Here is a 14,937-nt window from a genome sequence, read left to right as displayed (position 1 = left end):
TGTTTTGAAAGGGTCAAAGATACTGAAATCTTGGGAGTGTGATGCGTTGGCGATGTGCATGTAAAGACGGCTTCTCACGAAGCCTGATGTATTATTTATGGGAACTTGAAGTTATGCGACGGCGAAGCAAACCGTTGAGATGAGAGCATCCCCTGTTCTTTAGGCCGGGTTATGTTCGTTTGACAGCGTATTACAAACGAAAATTTTATGGTCTGCCTACTACGAGACCCGCATTTCGGCAGTTCGAGAGTGGCGTGAGAGGTGTACCGTGGGCTTTATGGTTCATGATGCTGCACTTGATTGGCTGTAATGTTTTTAATTCCATATTTCTGGCCGATTAATTTTCATTGCTCTTAAATATGATAGGAATTGACCTGCGTGAACAGATTCATGATATCCTATTCGCAATAAATATTTTCCGAGGTTTTTCTTTTCTCCATTTCCTGGGTGAACGATTTCGGTTTCATGTAATTCCGTATCTGAAAATTGTCGAACGCTTTCCAAAAATTTTTTTCTATAAGGTTCGGCAAATTCAAGTTCATCAGTTACGCTAATAAATGGTCGGTTTTTCCAAGGCGTTTTGTAATTTGTCATATCTCCTTGGTTGATAATAATATTCCATCCATAATCGGCTTCCAATACGTGTCTGATCATTTCCACCGCGGTCATTGCTTTTTCGTCAGGCTTCCAATCAAAACAGTTTTTTGGAAGTCCCTTCCAAAGTTCTATACTTTTTCTTCTTATTTCAATAAAATATATAACTATGAATTCTGATTGGGTCATTTTCTTTGTTTCGAGAATGTCGTTTCACATTATGGCCAACTAAGGAATAAAAATAATACTCTATTTAAAAATACAATTTCTATTTTAATGTATATAGATGCCCTAATTAAGGGAAACTATATATCACTCTACACTAAGCCATGAATAAGATTAAAAAACTTAATTTTTGGTTTGTGATGTGTCATTTGACTTTTGTTCTTTACTTAAGGCAATTATATTTAACAAGGAATCAATCTTTTTGGTACGAGAAGCGTACAGAAGTTTTAAAGAAGAGTGTTCAAGTTCTAAAGAGTCAAGTTGAGATTTTAAAATCAGATTGTCCGACTTTAGATTGTTGTTTGAAAAATATTGATACACTCCAAATAATCCAAAAAGATAGAATAAAACCAAATATACGATCTGGTAAGTAGTGAAACGACGAGGCTTTAATGATTTTAAATAAGAATCTAGATTTTTGTATTTTTCGCCTTCCGCAGTTAGATGGCAATCACCACCTATGAATATTATTAATCCATAGGGTGTGGCTAATTTATTCCACGCTTTCCGAACTACTTCTTTATTTGCATTTTTAATGTTGTACAGGTCGCTAAACGGCACATTTTTTCTTGATTTGACTATATCAAAAATTTCTGCCGCCACTTGGTCAATGTCTTTCATTTGGTTAAATTATTTAGAATTAAATTACACTAAATATTTGGTATAATTAAGCACCGTATCTGATGTATCAAAATGATGCAACGACTATGAACCAAGATTTTAATTCGGTACTAGAACTGATACAAGCCTTTCCGCAACGCTCATTGATAAGAGGATAGCGTTTTACGCTCTGGTTGCCTGAATTAGCGGGGGACTAACCAAGATTCGTGATTCCCTAAAAAAAAGACCTCTCCCGTCTATCCTAAAATTACTTTCCCTTTTTGTCCCATAATGTATATAGATGCCTAATTAAGGGCGGCAAAGGCGTTTTTAAACGACTACAAACGTTTACAAACGAAAGTAATTATTTCCTAACCGAATCTTTTTTGAAGTCCGTTTTATGTTTGCAGTGTCGAATCAAGGAGGTTCGATAGTATTAACTGTTTAACATTAAAACTCTTTATTATGAATGCACTTAGAAACAAAGTACAGTTGATTGGACACTTGGGCAACGACCCGGAAATCGTAAACTTGGATGGTGGTAACAAGCTCGCCAAATTTTCCATCGCTACCAGCGAAAGTTATAAGAATGCGAAAGGTGAAAAAGTAGAAGATACCCAATGGCATAATGTGGTTGCCTGGGGCAAAACGGCCGATATTATAGAAAACTTTTTGGTCAAAGGGAAACAGGTAGCCGTAGAGGGAAAATTGACACACCGTTCGTATGAAACCAAAGAAGGCGAAAAACGTTATATCACGGAAGTACGTTGTAACGAACTTTTGATGTTGGGGAAGTAATATTCCCATGAACTTGATGAAGCGACCTGTTGAATTGGAAAAGCAAATTCAACAGGTCGCTTCACTGCGTTCGCAATGTCGTTTTTGCGAGGAGCCGTACGAATTGTTAAATGGGGAACTGCAATATTTGGCGACGAAGCAAACTGTCGAAGTCGCAGATAATTTCAACGGATTGCTGCGCTGCGTTCGCAATGTTGTTTTTGCGAGGAGCCGTACGCATTGTGTTATGGGAACTGCAATTTACCGCGACGAAGCAAACCGTCGAAGTCGCAGGTAATTTCAACGGATTGCTTCGCTACGCTCGCAATGTCGTCATGAATTTACTTCGTTGCTCCCGTATTATAAAACACCAAAGATGAAAAGGTCATTCGTTTATCTACTAACCAATAAGAACAATACCGTAATCTATTGTGGGGTAACCAGTAATTTGATTAAACGGGTTTATCAACATAAGACAAAATATTACAAGGGTTTTACTTCGAGGTATAATTGTGACAAACTCGTGTATTTTGAGGAGTTTAATAGCATGATCCAGGCGATAGCAAGAGAGAAACAATTGAAGGCAGGTAATAGAAAACGAAAGGAACTTTTGATTCAGTCTATAAACCCGCACTGGAACGATTTATCCGAGGGTTGGGTGTTTGTTACTTAGTCGGCATCTCCTTCAGTTGAAGAGTGAATTCAAGGGATTGCCGCGCTGCGCTCGCAATGTCGTTTTTGCGAGAAGCCGTACGAATTGTGTTATGGGAACTGCAATATTTGGCGACGAAGCAAACTGTCGAATACCCAGCACAAATTGAACGGATTGCTTCGGCTCAAAAGGAGCCTCGCAATGGAGTGTCCCCATTCACCTACGGTCAATAACGGTCACGGGTTTACGGCCCAGTTTTGACATCCGTAGTTTTTGAACGGTTTTACTTTCGCAGAATTCAATTTTTGGCGATACCCGTAATTTGGATCGAAAGTGGTCTTTGATGGCCTGTAACAATCGGTCTGTCGGGGTATCGGTCGCGATTTTTATTCCGATTTCATCGGTACCTATGCTGTTGTGGTATATTTCGATAACATGACTTTCCACTTCACTAAAATCATTCAAGAGATTGTCCATTGCCGGTGGGTACAAGGTGGTGCCCTTGTATTTGATCATTTGTTTTTTTCGTCCCACCAATGGGCCCAAGCGTGTCGTGTTGCGACCACAGCTACAGGTTGAAGTATGGGCCACCACCATATCTCCGGTTTTAAATCGCAGCAAGGGCATAGCCTCCACACCGAGTGTGGTAATCGTCAACTCTCCAACCGAACCGATAGCCACTGCATTCTCATTGTCATCCAACACTTCAACGATTATCAGTTCCGGATGCTGGTGTCCGCCTTGTTGGGCGCTACACTCGGTAAAGGCCGTGCTCATTTCGGTAGACGCGTAGGTGGAATACAGTTTGATATCCCAAGCCGATTTTATTTTATTTGCTAAAATATTGAGTGAGAAATCTTGATTGCGTAACGATTCCCCGATACAAATAGCTCCTTTTATTCCAGAAGTGTTTACATCAATTCCATGTTGTTCGGCATATTGGATGAGTTTTAACAAAAAGGAGGGAACCACGATTAGGTATGTAGGTTTGAATTTGAGAATGGTATCCCATTGCAGCTCGGGTATACCGGCCCCAACACGGATAATGCCCGCACCCAGTTTTCGTGCGCCTAGAAAATAGGCTAGTCCCGCCATAAAACGCCGATCCAAGGTGGTGGTGAGCTGCAGAATGTCGTCCGGTCCTACTCCTGCACATGCAAAAGAAATGGCTTCGTTATAGGCTAGGCGATCTAAATCGGCATCGGTTTGACCAATGGTTACGGGTTCGCCCAACGTGCCCGAAGTGGTTACAAAATCGACTATTTTTGATTTCGGAACACATAAGAAATCGTCATTGTATTGCTGTAATTGTTCTTTGGAAGTTGTTGGAATCTTGGCCAAATCTTCCAAAGTGTTAATTTGCCGTAAATTGATTTTATGCTCCTTGAATAGGCGTTGGTAGTAGGGCGATTTCTCCTGTAAGTATACCATGAGTTCCTTCAATTTGGCTTCTTGAAAGGCTTTTATGCGTTCTGATGATGCTTTTTCTATTTCAGGAATCATGGATGTAAACGATGTTTTAATTTTTTGATATATTTTTCGACCCTTTTCTGGTCGGGCAACGTAGTAATTTCTTTGGTATTTGCTCGTTCAAAGGCGTTCAGAGCGGCAGTGTAATACCCTTTTTCATAATAATACCTTCCTATGAGGTAGTACGCCTCCCAGTACTCGGAGTTACTTTTTACCAAAGCATCCAAGGTTTCTGGTAATATACGTTCGCCGGAGGCAATGGCGATACTTATTTTTTCTTTTAGCTTGCGGTAAGTCTGATAATCATCGAACGCTGCACTATATTGAAAAGGGTCTGCGGCAATGTTCATTGCTGCGTTTGCCAAAGTTACTTTGGACGTTTTCTTCTCCGCATCTTGAAAAACCGTATTCAGGTCGTAGGCCACGAATTCACCTAGTTGATAAGGGTTGGCCGAAACCCAGACCTTAAGTTCCTCGGGTTTAAAAACAATACCGTGATGCGCGAGCAATTGGTTCAAAGCTTTTTCGTTACCATAACCGATGGCTTTGTCATTTAATCCTTCTTTATTGCGCAGAATATCAACGGCGGTTTGCGGGGTTACTTTGGTGTTTTCGGTCAAAAGTTCGGCCATACGATCATAGCGATATTGACTATGGCTTTCTAAAATATGGTCTTTGTTTTTTTTATCCTGTGCATAGGCAGTACTCTGAAAATGGTTGGAGCATATCAATTGACTGGAATTTGCAATATCGTATACCCCGAAATTTTCGGGTGATACCTCAATGATGGCTGCTTTTTTATCCTTGGCGCTACCCACAAAAATAGATTCGGAAACAAAGACCTTCCGTTTTTTTGCTATGGCAACGGCCTCTTCTATGGTCGAGGCATATTGCAATATTTCACGGGTTACAATGGAAATCGGTGTTTTGGCGGCCGTCGGGAATTTTGATTTTCCGGCATTGATCGTAACGGTCAAGCCTTGGTCGTTCATTCCTGAAACCACGCCAATCATACCGCCCCAAGTAACCGACATAAATTTATGCCCTTCTTCTGGATTGATAAAGGCGATGATTTTTTCTTTGGCAAATTCATCTCCGGCATAAAAATCAAAATTCCGGCCAACGATAAGTTGGCCGTCCGGTGTTTTATTGCCCCATACCGCGAAAGAAGTACAACCTACCAAAGCTAAATCTTGAAGGGCATGGCCAATATCATGAGCACTGTGCAAATAAAGTATTCTGGGGTAAGCATCGGCAATATGGTCATAAGAATCGGAAGCATATTGAGAAATCCCGTAAATTTCCGTTTTATATTCATTGTCGATATTCAAGTACATTTTTCGGTTAAACCAGGCCAAAAATTTGCATAGCAGGTATTGCTTGGTTTTCGAAGGAACCATTTCATCTACTTTGGTAAGTAAGGCGTCTTCCTGTTTATGAAAAAGCTCTTGTGTTAGGCTTCCAGTGGTGAGACCAATTTGTAAAGGGTTTCCTTCGACATATAATTCCCAAAGACCCTGCTTGTTTTGGGTGAGCCGACCGTGTTCGGAAACATATATCGAATCTGAAATTTTGATTCGTTGAGGTGTTTTCGCACTATATTGGTCAATATCGGGGATAGTTTTCAATGACTTGGCGACACCACAAGAGACCAATAACAGAAGTAATGGCAAAAAATTTAAGATACGTGGTGTTTTAGCAGTTATAAACATTATCCCTTTAGATTCCCGAATTTTTTATTGGTACGGCGTATCATTCCACTTTCTTTGAAATCGACCCATTTTTGCCCCATAGTTTTTCGCATAATATTCTCAAAATGACGCATAAAGAATACATTGCCGGCTGTTTTTAACAAGCGTCCCGGTTTTGTTGGAAGCGCCCTTAATGTAATCGAAAATCCACCGTTTAGGTATTTTATAAAGTGCCAGTATCCGCTTGGCATGTAAAGTGCATCGCCATGGTTCATTTCGACTTGTATACCCGTTACATGTTTTAACGCTGGATATTTTTCGAAATCAGGATTATCCATATCTATGGTTTCCAAATTATGAACCGAAAAAGGAACCTTATAAAGGTATTTTGATTGTTCAGGATTAAAAAGCGTTACGCTTTTAGTTCCATGAAAATGGAAATGCATCAAATCGGCAAGATCCATATCATAATGCGCCAATACCTTTGATCCACCACCACCAAAGAACATAACTGGTAGTTTTTTAAAGAATTTCAAACCGATATCAGGATACTCGAAATCTTTGGCAAGTTCGGGCATGTGTTCGAGGATGTTGTAGAAAAAGATACGAAGGTCCGTCGGCTTGGTTTTAAGCAGTGATATGTAATCGTACAATTTCATTTCGGTTGCCGGCGCTGCGGAATTCTGTTTACCTTTAGTAGGTTCGTTGTTGTATAGCGGAACTATTTGCTCTCCCGATAACTGTTGAATATAATCGAGGTTCCATTTTTTATAAGCAGGCCAATCTTTTGTGAGCCCTTGTATTAAAACGGGGCGTTGCGGTTTGTAAAACTCCGAAATGAACGCTTCTTTGGAAATGTTCTGAACTCGTGATATTGGTGTAGTCTTGAATTTTTCCATTAAACGATTGGTTTTTTTTGTGGGGAGGCATTCCCTTCCAGTATTTTATTCAATAAATATTCCCTACCCAAAATTTCAGATGAAGTAACCACTCCGCTGATAGTAACTCCCAAAATACCGTGCATGTTCAAACTTTGACCGGTAAAATATAGATTGCTAATCCGGGTTTTTGGTGAAATAAATGATTTTAGGGGGCTTTTTACGTCTTTGGAGTACCCATACATAGAACCATTGTTGCAGCCGATATAATCACGATACGATAGGGGAGTAGAGGTATAAATCGATTGTATACAATCGCGGATATTCGGAAATTTTTTTTCGAGCTCGGTCAAAAACTGTTCGATTTTGGCTTTTTTGAACTCATCGTAGGTCTGTCCCCGGTCATTTTTATGGGCGACCGTATTAAAGGTGTTTGCCCATGGTGCTACCTCTTCATAACGCATATAAGTTATTGCGGTCAATTGATCTGCCCAGTTATTTGTATTTTTTTTGACCCCCATAGATACCATATAGCTTTCAGGCCAACTTTGTTGGGTATAACTGTGGCTGTCCCATACCTTGGTGTGGTCTTTAAAGTGGTAATAGTTTTTGTTGAGGTAAGGAAAAGTTTTAGGTTTTAATACGATGTGCAGGCTAAAAGCCGAAATGGTACTTTCGATTTGGTCTACCCTTTTTGCATACGATTTACGAAATTTTTCTTCGCCTACTAATTTTAGGGTGAGCTTAGGTTCAATATTGCTGATAAAAAGCTTTCCATTTATTTGTTTTTCTTTTTTGGTAGTTACCGAAGTAATCTTTTTATCTTCATAACCGAATTTTACTACTTCTTGATGTTTATAGGCCTCACCGCCGTTCTCTTTCAGCTTGCGAACGAGCAATTTTGAAATTTGACTTCCACCGTTTACACAACGATACGAACTTTCAATATATGAATTGACCGATAACGCGTGCACGTAAAAGGGCGTTTTATCGGCTTCCCCTGCGTATAATAGGTTGGAACCCGCTAAAACGGCCTGTAATTTCGTGTTGCTCGTAAAAGAGTTGATATGCTCGCGGGCCGATAGCTGAAAAAGTTCCTCCTCGTCGTAATAGGGTTTTCCTAATTTAAGGTTGTATAAGGGAAATTTATCACAGGTTTTTTGCATGGCCTCACAATACTTTTGAATGCTTTTGGCTTCTTCTGGAAATTGGGTGATAAGTGAGGCTGCAAAGTTTTTATAGCCCTGAGCATGTTTGTATTCATTTTGGTCACCGTCGAAAGTGATGATATCGTATCCATTCTCATCCATCTTCTTAAGGATGAGATCATCGTAAATTTCTAAATAGCGGAAATAACGATACAAATTTTGACCTTCCGAGAGTCCCCCGATATAATGCACTCCAGTGTCAAAAATAGATTTTTCGCGTACAAAGGTCTGTAGGTTTCCGCCGTACTGATTGTTTTTTTCCAATACACAGACACTGAGCCCTTCTTTTGCAAGAATGTTGGCTGCAACTAGCCCCCCTAAGCCACTACCAACCACTACTACGTCGTACATCTCTTTCATGTCTGTGCTTCCTTATCTCGCTTTAGAATAGTAAAATTATCATTTTGGTTCACTATAGCGAAACCTATTGGGGCTATATTTTCTGGTCTTCTGGTCTTAATCGTTTTCAATACGATTAATATAAGAATTTCATTGCTTATTTCGGAAGTCAACATACTACTCTGGCTGAAATCGAGTTCAACAATAAGAATTTCAGCCTTTGTGGCTAGAGCTTTTTCTATAGTGTCGACAATATGAAGGTTACTATAGTTGCTAGTGATATAGCTGTTTTTGACGATGTTTCTGTTATATATATCTTCAATATAAGTAGTTATTCTGCGGTCATTGGAATCTAATACTAATAAAAAATCAAATTGGCCTTGTGTGTTTGAAAGGTGCGCAATATGCGCCTTTTTGGGGATATAGTCCAATAATTCTTTGTATACCGATTTGTGCTGATACAGGTCTTTTTTAACGGTGGTGTGTAATAGATCTCCCTTATACCGATAATCTTCCAAAACCAATGGATAAAAATAGGTCTCGTGTTCGATTTCATTTCTTAGCTGTTGAAATTCATCTTTGAAATGCGCCCCAATTTTTTTGGTGCGCTCACGGTATCCAACTCCGAATGTACTGTCATTCGCAGAAATTTTCTTTAATAGTTTTAAGGTAATGCTACCGTCTTTAATGATAAAGGTTCCCTTAGGAAGTACTTCCGAATTTCCGTGGATAAGTACAGGTAAAATGTCGAGCTGAAATTGCTCGGCAAGAAAAAAAGCCCCTTTATGAAAGCGTTTTATTTTGTTTGTTTTGGAGCGAGTACCTTCAGGAAAGGTGATGAGCGAATAGCCTTGGGCCACCTTCTTTCGAAGGTGTTCAACGCCTTCTTCCAAACCGCTTGATACGGGATAGAACCCCGCTGCCTGAACGGCTTTGCCGAAAATTGGGGAGTTGTAGACCCAATCGTTTACCAAGAATATGATTTTGGGGTGCAACATTCCTATGGCCAAAATGTCTAAAAATGAAGTATGGTTGGCAATAATCATCACAGGCTTGTCAAAGGTTTCGTTGTGTGTGTTGATTATTTTTTTCTTAACAAAAGGGTTGGTGTATAGTACCGACCCCATTAATTTAGAAATGGATTTATGAAACCATGCCATTTTTATTTTTTTGCTTATGGGAATGATTCGAAGCAGCACACCGAATACGGAAAGTACTACCCCCCCCAAACCATAATATGTAAAGGAAAGTACGGAATGCACAAATAACCGGAAGCTAATGGGCCTTTTATAACGGCTGCCCACAAATAGTCGAAACAATTGGGGTTGTACGGTAAAGGCGACAAAAGCTGCCGATAGAATGCCGATCAAGGAGACCAAAGAAATAGAGTATAGCGCTGGATGTTTTGCGAAAATGAGCACGCCCACACCTAAAATTGTCGTAATGACCGAAAGCACTATTGAAGTTTTGTGCGTGGACAATGTTTTTTCCCCGGTACGAAGTTCCATGAGTAGGCCATTGGTTATGAATATACTGTAATCGATGCCCAAACCGAAGATAAAGGTAGAAATAATGATATTGAAAATATTGAATTGCAAGCCCATGAGCCCCATAACCCCAAGCGTTAAAAACCAGGTTAAAAAGATGGGGACACTCGTAACCAAAGTCAAAGAAAAACTACGATAGAACAGCAATAAAAGAATTAGAATCGCAAGAATGGAATAACCTATTAGGTGGTTGAAATCATTTTTTAGCGTACCTAAGAACGTTTCATTCATACCTTGACGGTCAATGACCAAGGTTTGGGGTGCTTTATCCAGCGCATTGTGTATTGCGGATATTCCGGTGGAATCTGTTTTTATCAAAGAGGTGACCGTGGCGAAACCGTTTGCTGTAGTTACGTAATCATCGATGGAAAAAGCCTTTATACTCTTATAATCGTCGATTTGTAGTGGTTGAAAATGGGTGTTGAGCAAGGCGAAAAAGGGTGAAAATGTATTCGGTTTAAAACCAAGACTTTCCCCACTTGCTACTAGGTTATTTTTAACGGAAGCAGTTGTTTCTGTGTTCCAAAATGTCTTCCATTTACTGATTTTATCCTGCTGTACTTTTTGGGAATGTACTAGAGCGCCGACTGAACTGAAGTTGATAATACTACCCTCGTTTTTTAATTGTTGAAGCACGGTAAAAAGCGTGTCGTTTGTTTGTAGCACTTTTTCCCTGTCATTCCCGTAGGCTGCTATGTAAATTGATTTTGAACCCATATCGGTAAGAGATTCTAGCTGAAGTCTTGCATCGATTAAAGGTTGGGGTTCATAGTTTAATTTAGAAATGTCTTTGTTAAAGGCTACGTGGTTATACGTGAAAATACTTATCAGCAATAAGATACCAAGTAGAGCTAGCCCCCACTTATTTTTATGAAAATTATGCGCGGCAATACGATCTAACAAAGTTTTTGAAATGGATTGCTTTTTAGATACATTATAAACCTGTGGTATAAAAAGAAGGGCAAAAACTGAAGCGCTTATGACACTGACAGCTGCAAAAATTCCCAAATCTTGGAGCGCCTGTGACTGCAAGAACAATAAACACAGGAAGGCAGTAGCTGTAGTCAAACTGCTCATTAAAACAGAAGAGGTAACTTCTTGGTAGAGTTTTTTGATGGAGTCGCCATTTCGAATATGGGTGAGAATATGCAGTGAGTAATCGAGGGTTACCCCGAGAAGTACAGCTCCAATACCCAGTGATATAGCTGATATTTTACCGCGTAGCAGGTATAGCAGCGCAATGGATAAGAGTCCGCCAAAAATTGTAGGTGTAAACAGAATAACGGGGAGGGTCAATTTTTTGTAAAAGAAAACAAGAATAAGAAGCAGTAAGGTTAGGGCAATACCGACCGTAAACTGAATGTCTTTTTTTATTTGTTGGGCATTGGCGGCAGCGATCAAAACAGCCCCGAAATAGTCCCCTTTAACCTTACCGATGTAGGCGTCGTTCAGTTGGTCTTGAAGTCGGTAGAGGTTTTCTACGAACTTTTCATTTTCAGCGGTTTCATTCGAAGCATGAACTGGCGTTATGAAAAGCAAAATATGCTGTTCGTCTTCACTCATCAAAAATCCGTTTTTCAGTATAAAACCATCGCTGACTCCTAATTGCTGCAACTTTCCAAGGGCAATAAGAGAGAGTCCCAAAGGGTCTTTAAGAATCGTTTTTTTGACGACGATACCCGACGGTGAAATGAGGGTCTTGTAATTTTCTTTGGTAATCGCGGCTATGCTATCCTCGGTAATTTTTTGAGCAATCTTTCTGTAATCAGCTGCATCGAGGAAGAGGGGCAAGTTTTTATAAACAAAGTCTAAGGTGCCTGAAATATCACGGTCCGTAACTTGACCCTGTATGTTTTTTAGATAATTGCCGCTATGAGTGTTGAGGCTGTCTATAAATGCAGTGGCGTATTGGGCAAGGTCATCGACAGAACCTGTTTCATCGCGTTGAATGTTTACAATGATCTTGTCAGCAAAATTGGCGGTCTTTAATACCTTTTGGTAGTCGGCATTTTCGGAGTTTATCGGTATCAATTTCGAAATGTCCTCTTCAAATTGAATTTTGGAGCCTACGGATACAAGACCTAAAAGAATGAACAACAACCCAAGTGCACTCCACCACCGATGTGCTGCCATGAAGCGATATGTTGCATAGAAAAACCTACCCATTATTAACGGCTATTCTTTTTCGTTCAAAAATGGATAAAAAGACATATCCTAAAAGACCAATAACGAGCGCTGAAGTCGTTGACAATACAAGGCTTCCGACAATATAAGCCTTTAGGTGTTTAAACACTTCGAAATCTGTAGTAATCTCTTCCATTGTATAAGAGTACTGCTGCCCTAAAACAAACTGCCCCACCTTAGAACTTGCGTATAGCACAAAAGGAATAAACGGTGGAAGACTAATGTTTGAAAAAGCAAAGGCGATGACTTTGTTTAGTTTAAAAAGGATGGCCAAAAAAATCACGATAAGTGTATGAAATCCCCATAAGGGGGAAAGTCCAATAAAAACTCCTAGGGCAATCGACATTGCTTTTTTTCTGGCAGAATCTTGGTTGTGCAGGAAATCTTCATATAAGAATCGTTTGAATCCTTTTTTTCTGAGTTTTCGTAGAAGGTCCCGTGGTTTAATATAAAAGATAGCTAGAATGACCAACCAGGTATTTAAAATACTGATGCGCGTAAAATCGACCAAGGGCCTAAAATGTGACACACGTTCTGATTCGTCATAACTCACCTGAACGGGAATATTTTTCACATCGATGCCATGCCATGCGGCACGTACGATAACTTCTATTTCAAACTCAAACTTCGGTGTATAAAACTTAAGGTCTTTTAATGCAAATAACGGGTATAAGCGGTAGCCGCATTGCGTATCCTTTAACCACTTTCCCGTTTCGAACCAAAACCAAAAGTTGGAAAATTTATTACCGAAACTACTTTTTTTCGGCACTGAAGAGTGTCCCATATTCCGTGCGCCGATGAACAGCACCTGCTTTGAAGGTTCCTCTTTTAGAGCATTTATAAAAATAGGAATGTCTTCGGGAAAATGTTGCCCATCAGAATCAATGGTAATTGCGAATTGATATCCTAGCTGAACTGCTTTTTTAAATCCGATTTTAAGCGCATGGCCTTTGCCTTTATTTTCTTCCAAATGAATTTGTTCCAATAAAGGATAGTCGGCAAGAATCTTTGGAGTTGAATCGGTCGAACCATCGTTGATTACTAAAATATTCGATGTGTAGAACAATACGCCATCGAGCACCTTTTTTAAGGTTTTAGAATTGTTGTAGGTGGGAATGATAACACAACATTCAAGTTGCGTCATAATTTCAGAGTTGGATGGGGTGGTAGTCGGCAAGGTACATCGATTCTAAGACCTACTTCTGGGGAAGATGGCTTAAGTTTCAGCAAAGATACGTAATGGATTTCCTAAAACAATTGCTTTTCAGCCGTATCGAAAAGGGCGGATCCCATTACATAATTTTTAATAAATGTAGTCACTGGTGTCGAAGAAGCACTTTTATAGTTATTTATTAAAAACTGTTTATCCTCTGGTATGTTATCTTTGTAACCGACAATTTTGGGTGAATTTTCTTGAACACTTAATCGAATGCACCGAATCTCTAGATTCTCAGGTTCTTTTTCAACCGCATATTCAATCAGTTCTGCTCCGGTCTTAAAAAAATCTTTTTTATTTTTAATTCCTTTCGCATATTTGGCCATTAATGTTGATACTGCCCCTTTGTAGGCGACAAGTATTTTTTCATCTTCTTTTGTAACATCGACAAGCTGGTTTTGCAATGCATTCGTAATCGCTTCGCTATTGGATGCCTTTGGATAGTTTTTTCGTAATTCCGAAAGGTCGGGAGTTGTCAGCGTAGAAATAAGAAAAACAATAAGTAGGCCTGCGACTTTCATCTAGTTCAAGATTTTAAAAGTAGCGTTCAATTTTAGTGCCAATGTATCCTCAAAAAAGGAAGTGTTTTTAACTTTTATTTGTTTGTCGTCCGTCGTAATGTCCAACTTTAGTACCAAAATGTCATTTTTTTCAGGATTGATGATGGCCATAAACTTTATATTGGAAGACGTAGAGAGGAACAACTCTCTGTCTACCGCTTTTTCGGTAAGTTCTTTAATAATTTGAATCATACAGACTCCTGGCATAACAGGGTTTCCAGGGAAATGACCCTTGAAGATGTCATGCTCTTTATGGAGTTTTACCGTGGCAGTAACACTTTCGTCGCTTTGCTCAAAAGTCTGTACCGTATATAGGTCCTTTATCAACATATTTTAAAATTGTTCGTGTTTATTTTGCACCCAAAGGTAAAGTTTTGAGTCGAACATAATGTTAAAAGCCGACTACGGCTAAAAGTTTAATTTATACAAAGCACCTATTTGTATTACCCGGTTCAACTGGTTTTTTTCGTTGGAATCTCCATAATCACCGTCATCGTTGAAATCTAGGTCTAATAACCCTTGTTTGTAGCGTAGTTCGAGCGCCAACCCGAAATCAAATTCATAGCCAATACCCCCAAAAAGTGAAAAATCGATCGGTGTGACTTCAAAATTATCTCCGTTGGAATTTACCAAACTAATAAAATTGTCGTCAAAATTAAAGTCTAGACTCGGCCCTAGGATAAAATGGAAATGTTGTCCTTGGGTAAAAACCTTATTCGCAACACCGAGGGACACGTAATTAATGTCAATATCTTCGAACCCTTGGGATTTTGATTCACCACCCTGTTTTGAATAGGTAATCTCGGGTTGAAGTGCATAGTTTTCGGTAAACTGTACAGCCAAGGCCACCCCGGCATATAACCCTGGTTTAGTATGCAAGGTCGAATTCAAAACTTTGGCGTTGTTCAGCCCCATTCGCAGTGCCATTTTCGTTTTTCCCTGAGCGAAGACGAAGCCTGATGAAAACAGTATCGCTATGATAATTATTCTTTTCAT

At 39.5% G+C, this 14,937-nt stretch carries 13 protein-coding genes; 2 read left to right on the top strand and 11 right to left on the bottom strand.

The window, feature by feature from the left end:
* Window positions 1–315 precede the first annotated feature (315 nt).
* Both AACZ88_RS18785 and AACZ88_RS18780 read right to left on the bottom strand, forming a co-directional pair.
* Complete coding sequence (locus AACZ88_RS18785) at window positions 316–783, bottom strand: DinB family protein (protein WP_339713665.1); 468 nt, start codon at window positions 781–783, stop codon at window positions 316–318.
* A gap of 159 nt (window positions 784–942) precedes the next feature.
* Window positions 943–1,440 (bottom strand): hypothetical protein, encoded by a 498-nt coding sequence (locus tag AACZ88_RS18780; protein ID WP_339713662.1) that lies wholly within the window; start codon window positions 1,438–1,440, stop codon window positions 943–945.
* Between the two features lie 444 nt (window positions 1,441–1,884).
* Between AACZ88_RS18780 and ssb the strand changes: the two genes are divergently transcribed.
* Window positions 1,885–2,217: a single-stranded DNA-binding protein gene (gene ssb / locus AACZ88_RS18775; protein ID WP_339713659.1), complete on the top strand. Its 333-nt coding sequence runs from the start codon at window positions 1,885–1,887 to the stop codon at window positions 2,215–2,217.
* A gap of 355 nt (window positions 2,218–2,572) precedes the next feature.
* The gene (locus tag AACZ88_RS18770) at window positions 2,573–2,869 is read left to right on the top strand and encodes a GIY-YIG nuclease family protein (RefSeq protein WP_339713656.1); all 297 of its coding nucleotides are present in this window, start codon (window positions 2,573–2,575) and stop codon (window positions 2,867–2,869) included.
* Window positions 2,870–3,064: 195 nt separating this feature from the next.
* On the opposite strand, the gene AACZ88_RS18765 is transcribed toward AACZ88_RS18770, so the two are convergent.
* The 9 genes from AACZ88_RS18765 to AACZ88_RS18725 all read right to left on the bottom strand — a co-directional run bounded on the left by AACZ88_RS18765 (window position 3,065) and on the right by AACZ88_RS18725 (window position 14,937).
* Window positions 3,065–4,351 carry an AMP-binding protein gene (locus tag AACZ88_RS18765; protein WP_339713654.1) on the bottom strand — a complete coding sequence of 429 codons (1,287 nt, stop codon included), beginning with the start codon at window positions 4,349–4,351 and terminating at the stop codon, window positions 3,065–3,067.
* Window positions 4,348–5,991, bottom strand: coding sequence for a C45 family peptidase (locus AACZ88_RS18760; RefSeq protein ID WP_339713652.1), 1,644 nt, complete (start codon window positions 5,989–5,991; stop codon window positions 4,348–4,350). Before AACZ88_RS18760 ends, AACZ88_RS18765 begins: the two co-directional genes overlap by 4 nt.
* A 38-nt stretch (window positions 5,992–6,029) precedes the next feature.
* A complete protein-coding gene (locus AACZ88_RS18755; protein WP_339713649.1) occupies window positions 6,030–6,908 on the bottom strand; it encodes a cupin-like domain-containing protein in 879 nt (292 codons plus the stop codon).
* Window positions 6,908–8,455: an NAD(P)/FAD-dependent oxidoreductase gene (locus AACZ88_RS18750; RefSeq protein WP_339713647.1), complete on the bottom strand. Its 1,548-nt coding sequence runs from the start codon at window positions 8,453–8,455 to the stop codon at window positions 6,908–6,910. Before AACZ88_RS18750 ends, AACZ88_RS18755 begins: the two co-directional genes overlap by 1 nt.
* On the bottom strand, window positions 8,452–12,114 hold the full coding sequence (locus AACZ88_RS18745; RefSeq protein WP_339713645.1) for a 1-acyl-sn-glycerol-3-phosphate acyltransferase: 3,663 nt from the start codon (window positions 12,112–12,114) through the stop codon (window positions 8,452–8,454). Before AACZ88_RS18745 ends, AACZ88_RS18750 begins: the two co-directional genes overlap by 4 nt.
* A gap of 25 nt (window positions 12,115–12,139) precedes the next feature.
* Window positions 12,140–13,309: a DUF2062 domain-containing protein gene (locus AACZ88_RS18740; protein WP_339713643.1), complete on the bottom strand. Its 1,170-nt coding sequence runs from the start codon at window positions 13,307–13,309 to the stop codon at window positions 12,140–12,142.
* Between the two features lie 104 nt (window positions 13,310–13,413).
* Window positions 13,414–13,902: a hypothetical protein gene (locus AACZ88_RS18735; protein WP_339713640.1), complete on the bottom strand. Its 489-nt coding sequence runs from the start codon at window positions 13,900–13,902 to the stop codon at window positions 13,414–13,416.
* The gene (locus AACZ88_RS18730; protein ID WP_339713638.1) at window positions 13,903–14,271 is read right to left on the bottom strand and encodes a 3-hydroxyacyl-ACP dehydratase; all 369 of its coding nucleotides are present in this window, start codon (window positions 14,269–14,271) and stop codon (window positions 13,903–13,905) included.
* Between the two features lie 78 nt (window positions 14,272–14,349).
* Window positions 14,350–14,937 (bottom strand): porin family protein, encoded by a 588-nt coding sequence (locus AACZ88_RS18725; RefSeq protein ID WP_339713635.1) that lies wholly within the window; start codon window positions 14,935–14,937, stop codon window positions 14,350–14,352.

It is taken from the genome of uncultured Kriegella sp., from assembly GCF_963975415.1.
Taxonomy (GTDB): Bacteria; Bacteroidota; Bacteroidia; order Flavobacteriales; family Flavobacteriaceae; genus Kriegella.
The sequence above is the reverse complement of the archived record's forward strand: the minus strand, read 5'-3'. Positions and strand labels throughout refer to the sequence as shown.

Coding starts and splice junctions, on each gene's coding strand:
- AACZ88_RS18785 (WP_339713665.1), bottom strand. CDS start 783: ATGACCCAATCAGAATTCATAGTTATATATTTTATTGAAATAAGAAGA.
- AACZ88_RS18780 (WP_339713662.1), bottom strand. CDS start 1,440: ATGAAAGACATTGACCAAGTGGCGGCAGAAATTTTTGATATAGTCAAA.
- ssb (WP_339713659.1), top strand. CDS start 1,885: ATGAATGCACTTAGAAACAAAGTACAGTTGATTGGACACTTGGGCAAC.
- AACZ88_RS18770 (WP_339713656.1), top strand. CDS start 2,573: ATGAAAAGGTCATTCGTTTATCTACTAACCAATAAGAACAATACCGTA.
- AACZ88_RS18765 (WP_339713654.1), bottom strand. CDS start 4,351: ATGATTCCTGAAATAGAAAAAGCATCATCAGAACGCATAAAAGCCTTT.
- AACZ88_RS18755 (WP_339713649.1), bottom strand. CDS start 6,908: ATGGAAAAATTCAAGACTACACCAATATCACGAGTTCAGAACATTTCC.
- AACZ88_RS18750 (WP_339713647.1), bottom strand. CDS start 8,455: ATGAAAGAGATGTACGACGTAGTAGTGGTTGGTAGTGGCTTAGGGGGG.
- AACZ88_RS18745 (WP_339713645.1), bottom strand. CDS start 12,114: ATGGCAGCACATCGGTGGTGGAGTGCACTTGGGTTGTTGTTCATTCTT.
- AACZ88_RS18740 (WP_339713643.1), bottom strand. CDS start 13,309: ATGACGCAACTTGAATGTTGTGTTATCATTCCCACCTACAACAATTCT.
- AACZ88_RS18735 (WP_339713640.1), bottom strand. CDS start 13,902: ATGAAAGTCGCAGGCCTACTTATTGTTTTTCTTATTTCTACGCTGACA.
- AACZ88_RS18730 (WP_339713638.1), bottom strand. CDS start 14,271: ATGTTGATAAAGGACCTATATACGGTACAGACTTTTGAGCAAAGCGAC.
- AACZ88_RS18725 (WP_339713635.1), bottom strand. CDS start 14,937: ATGAAAAGAATAATTATCATAGCGATACTGTTTTCATCAGGCTTCGTC.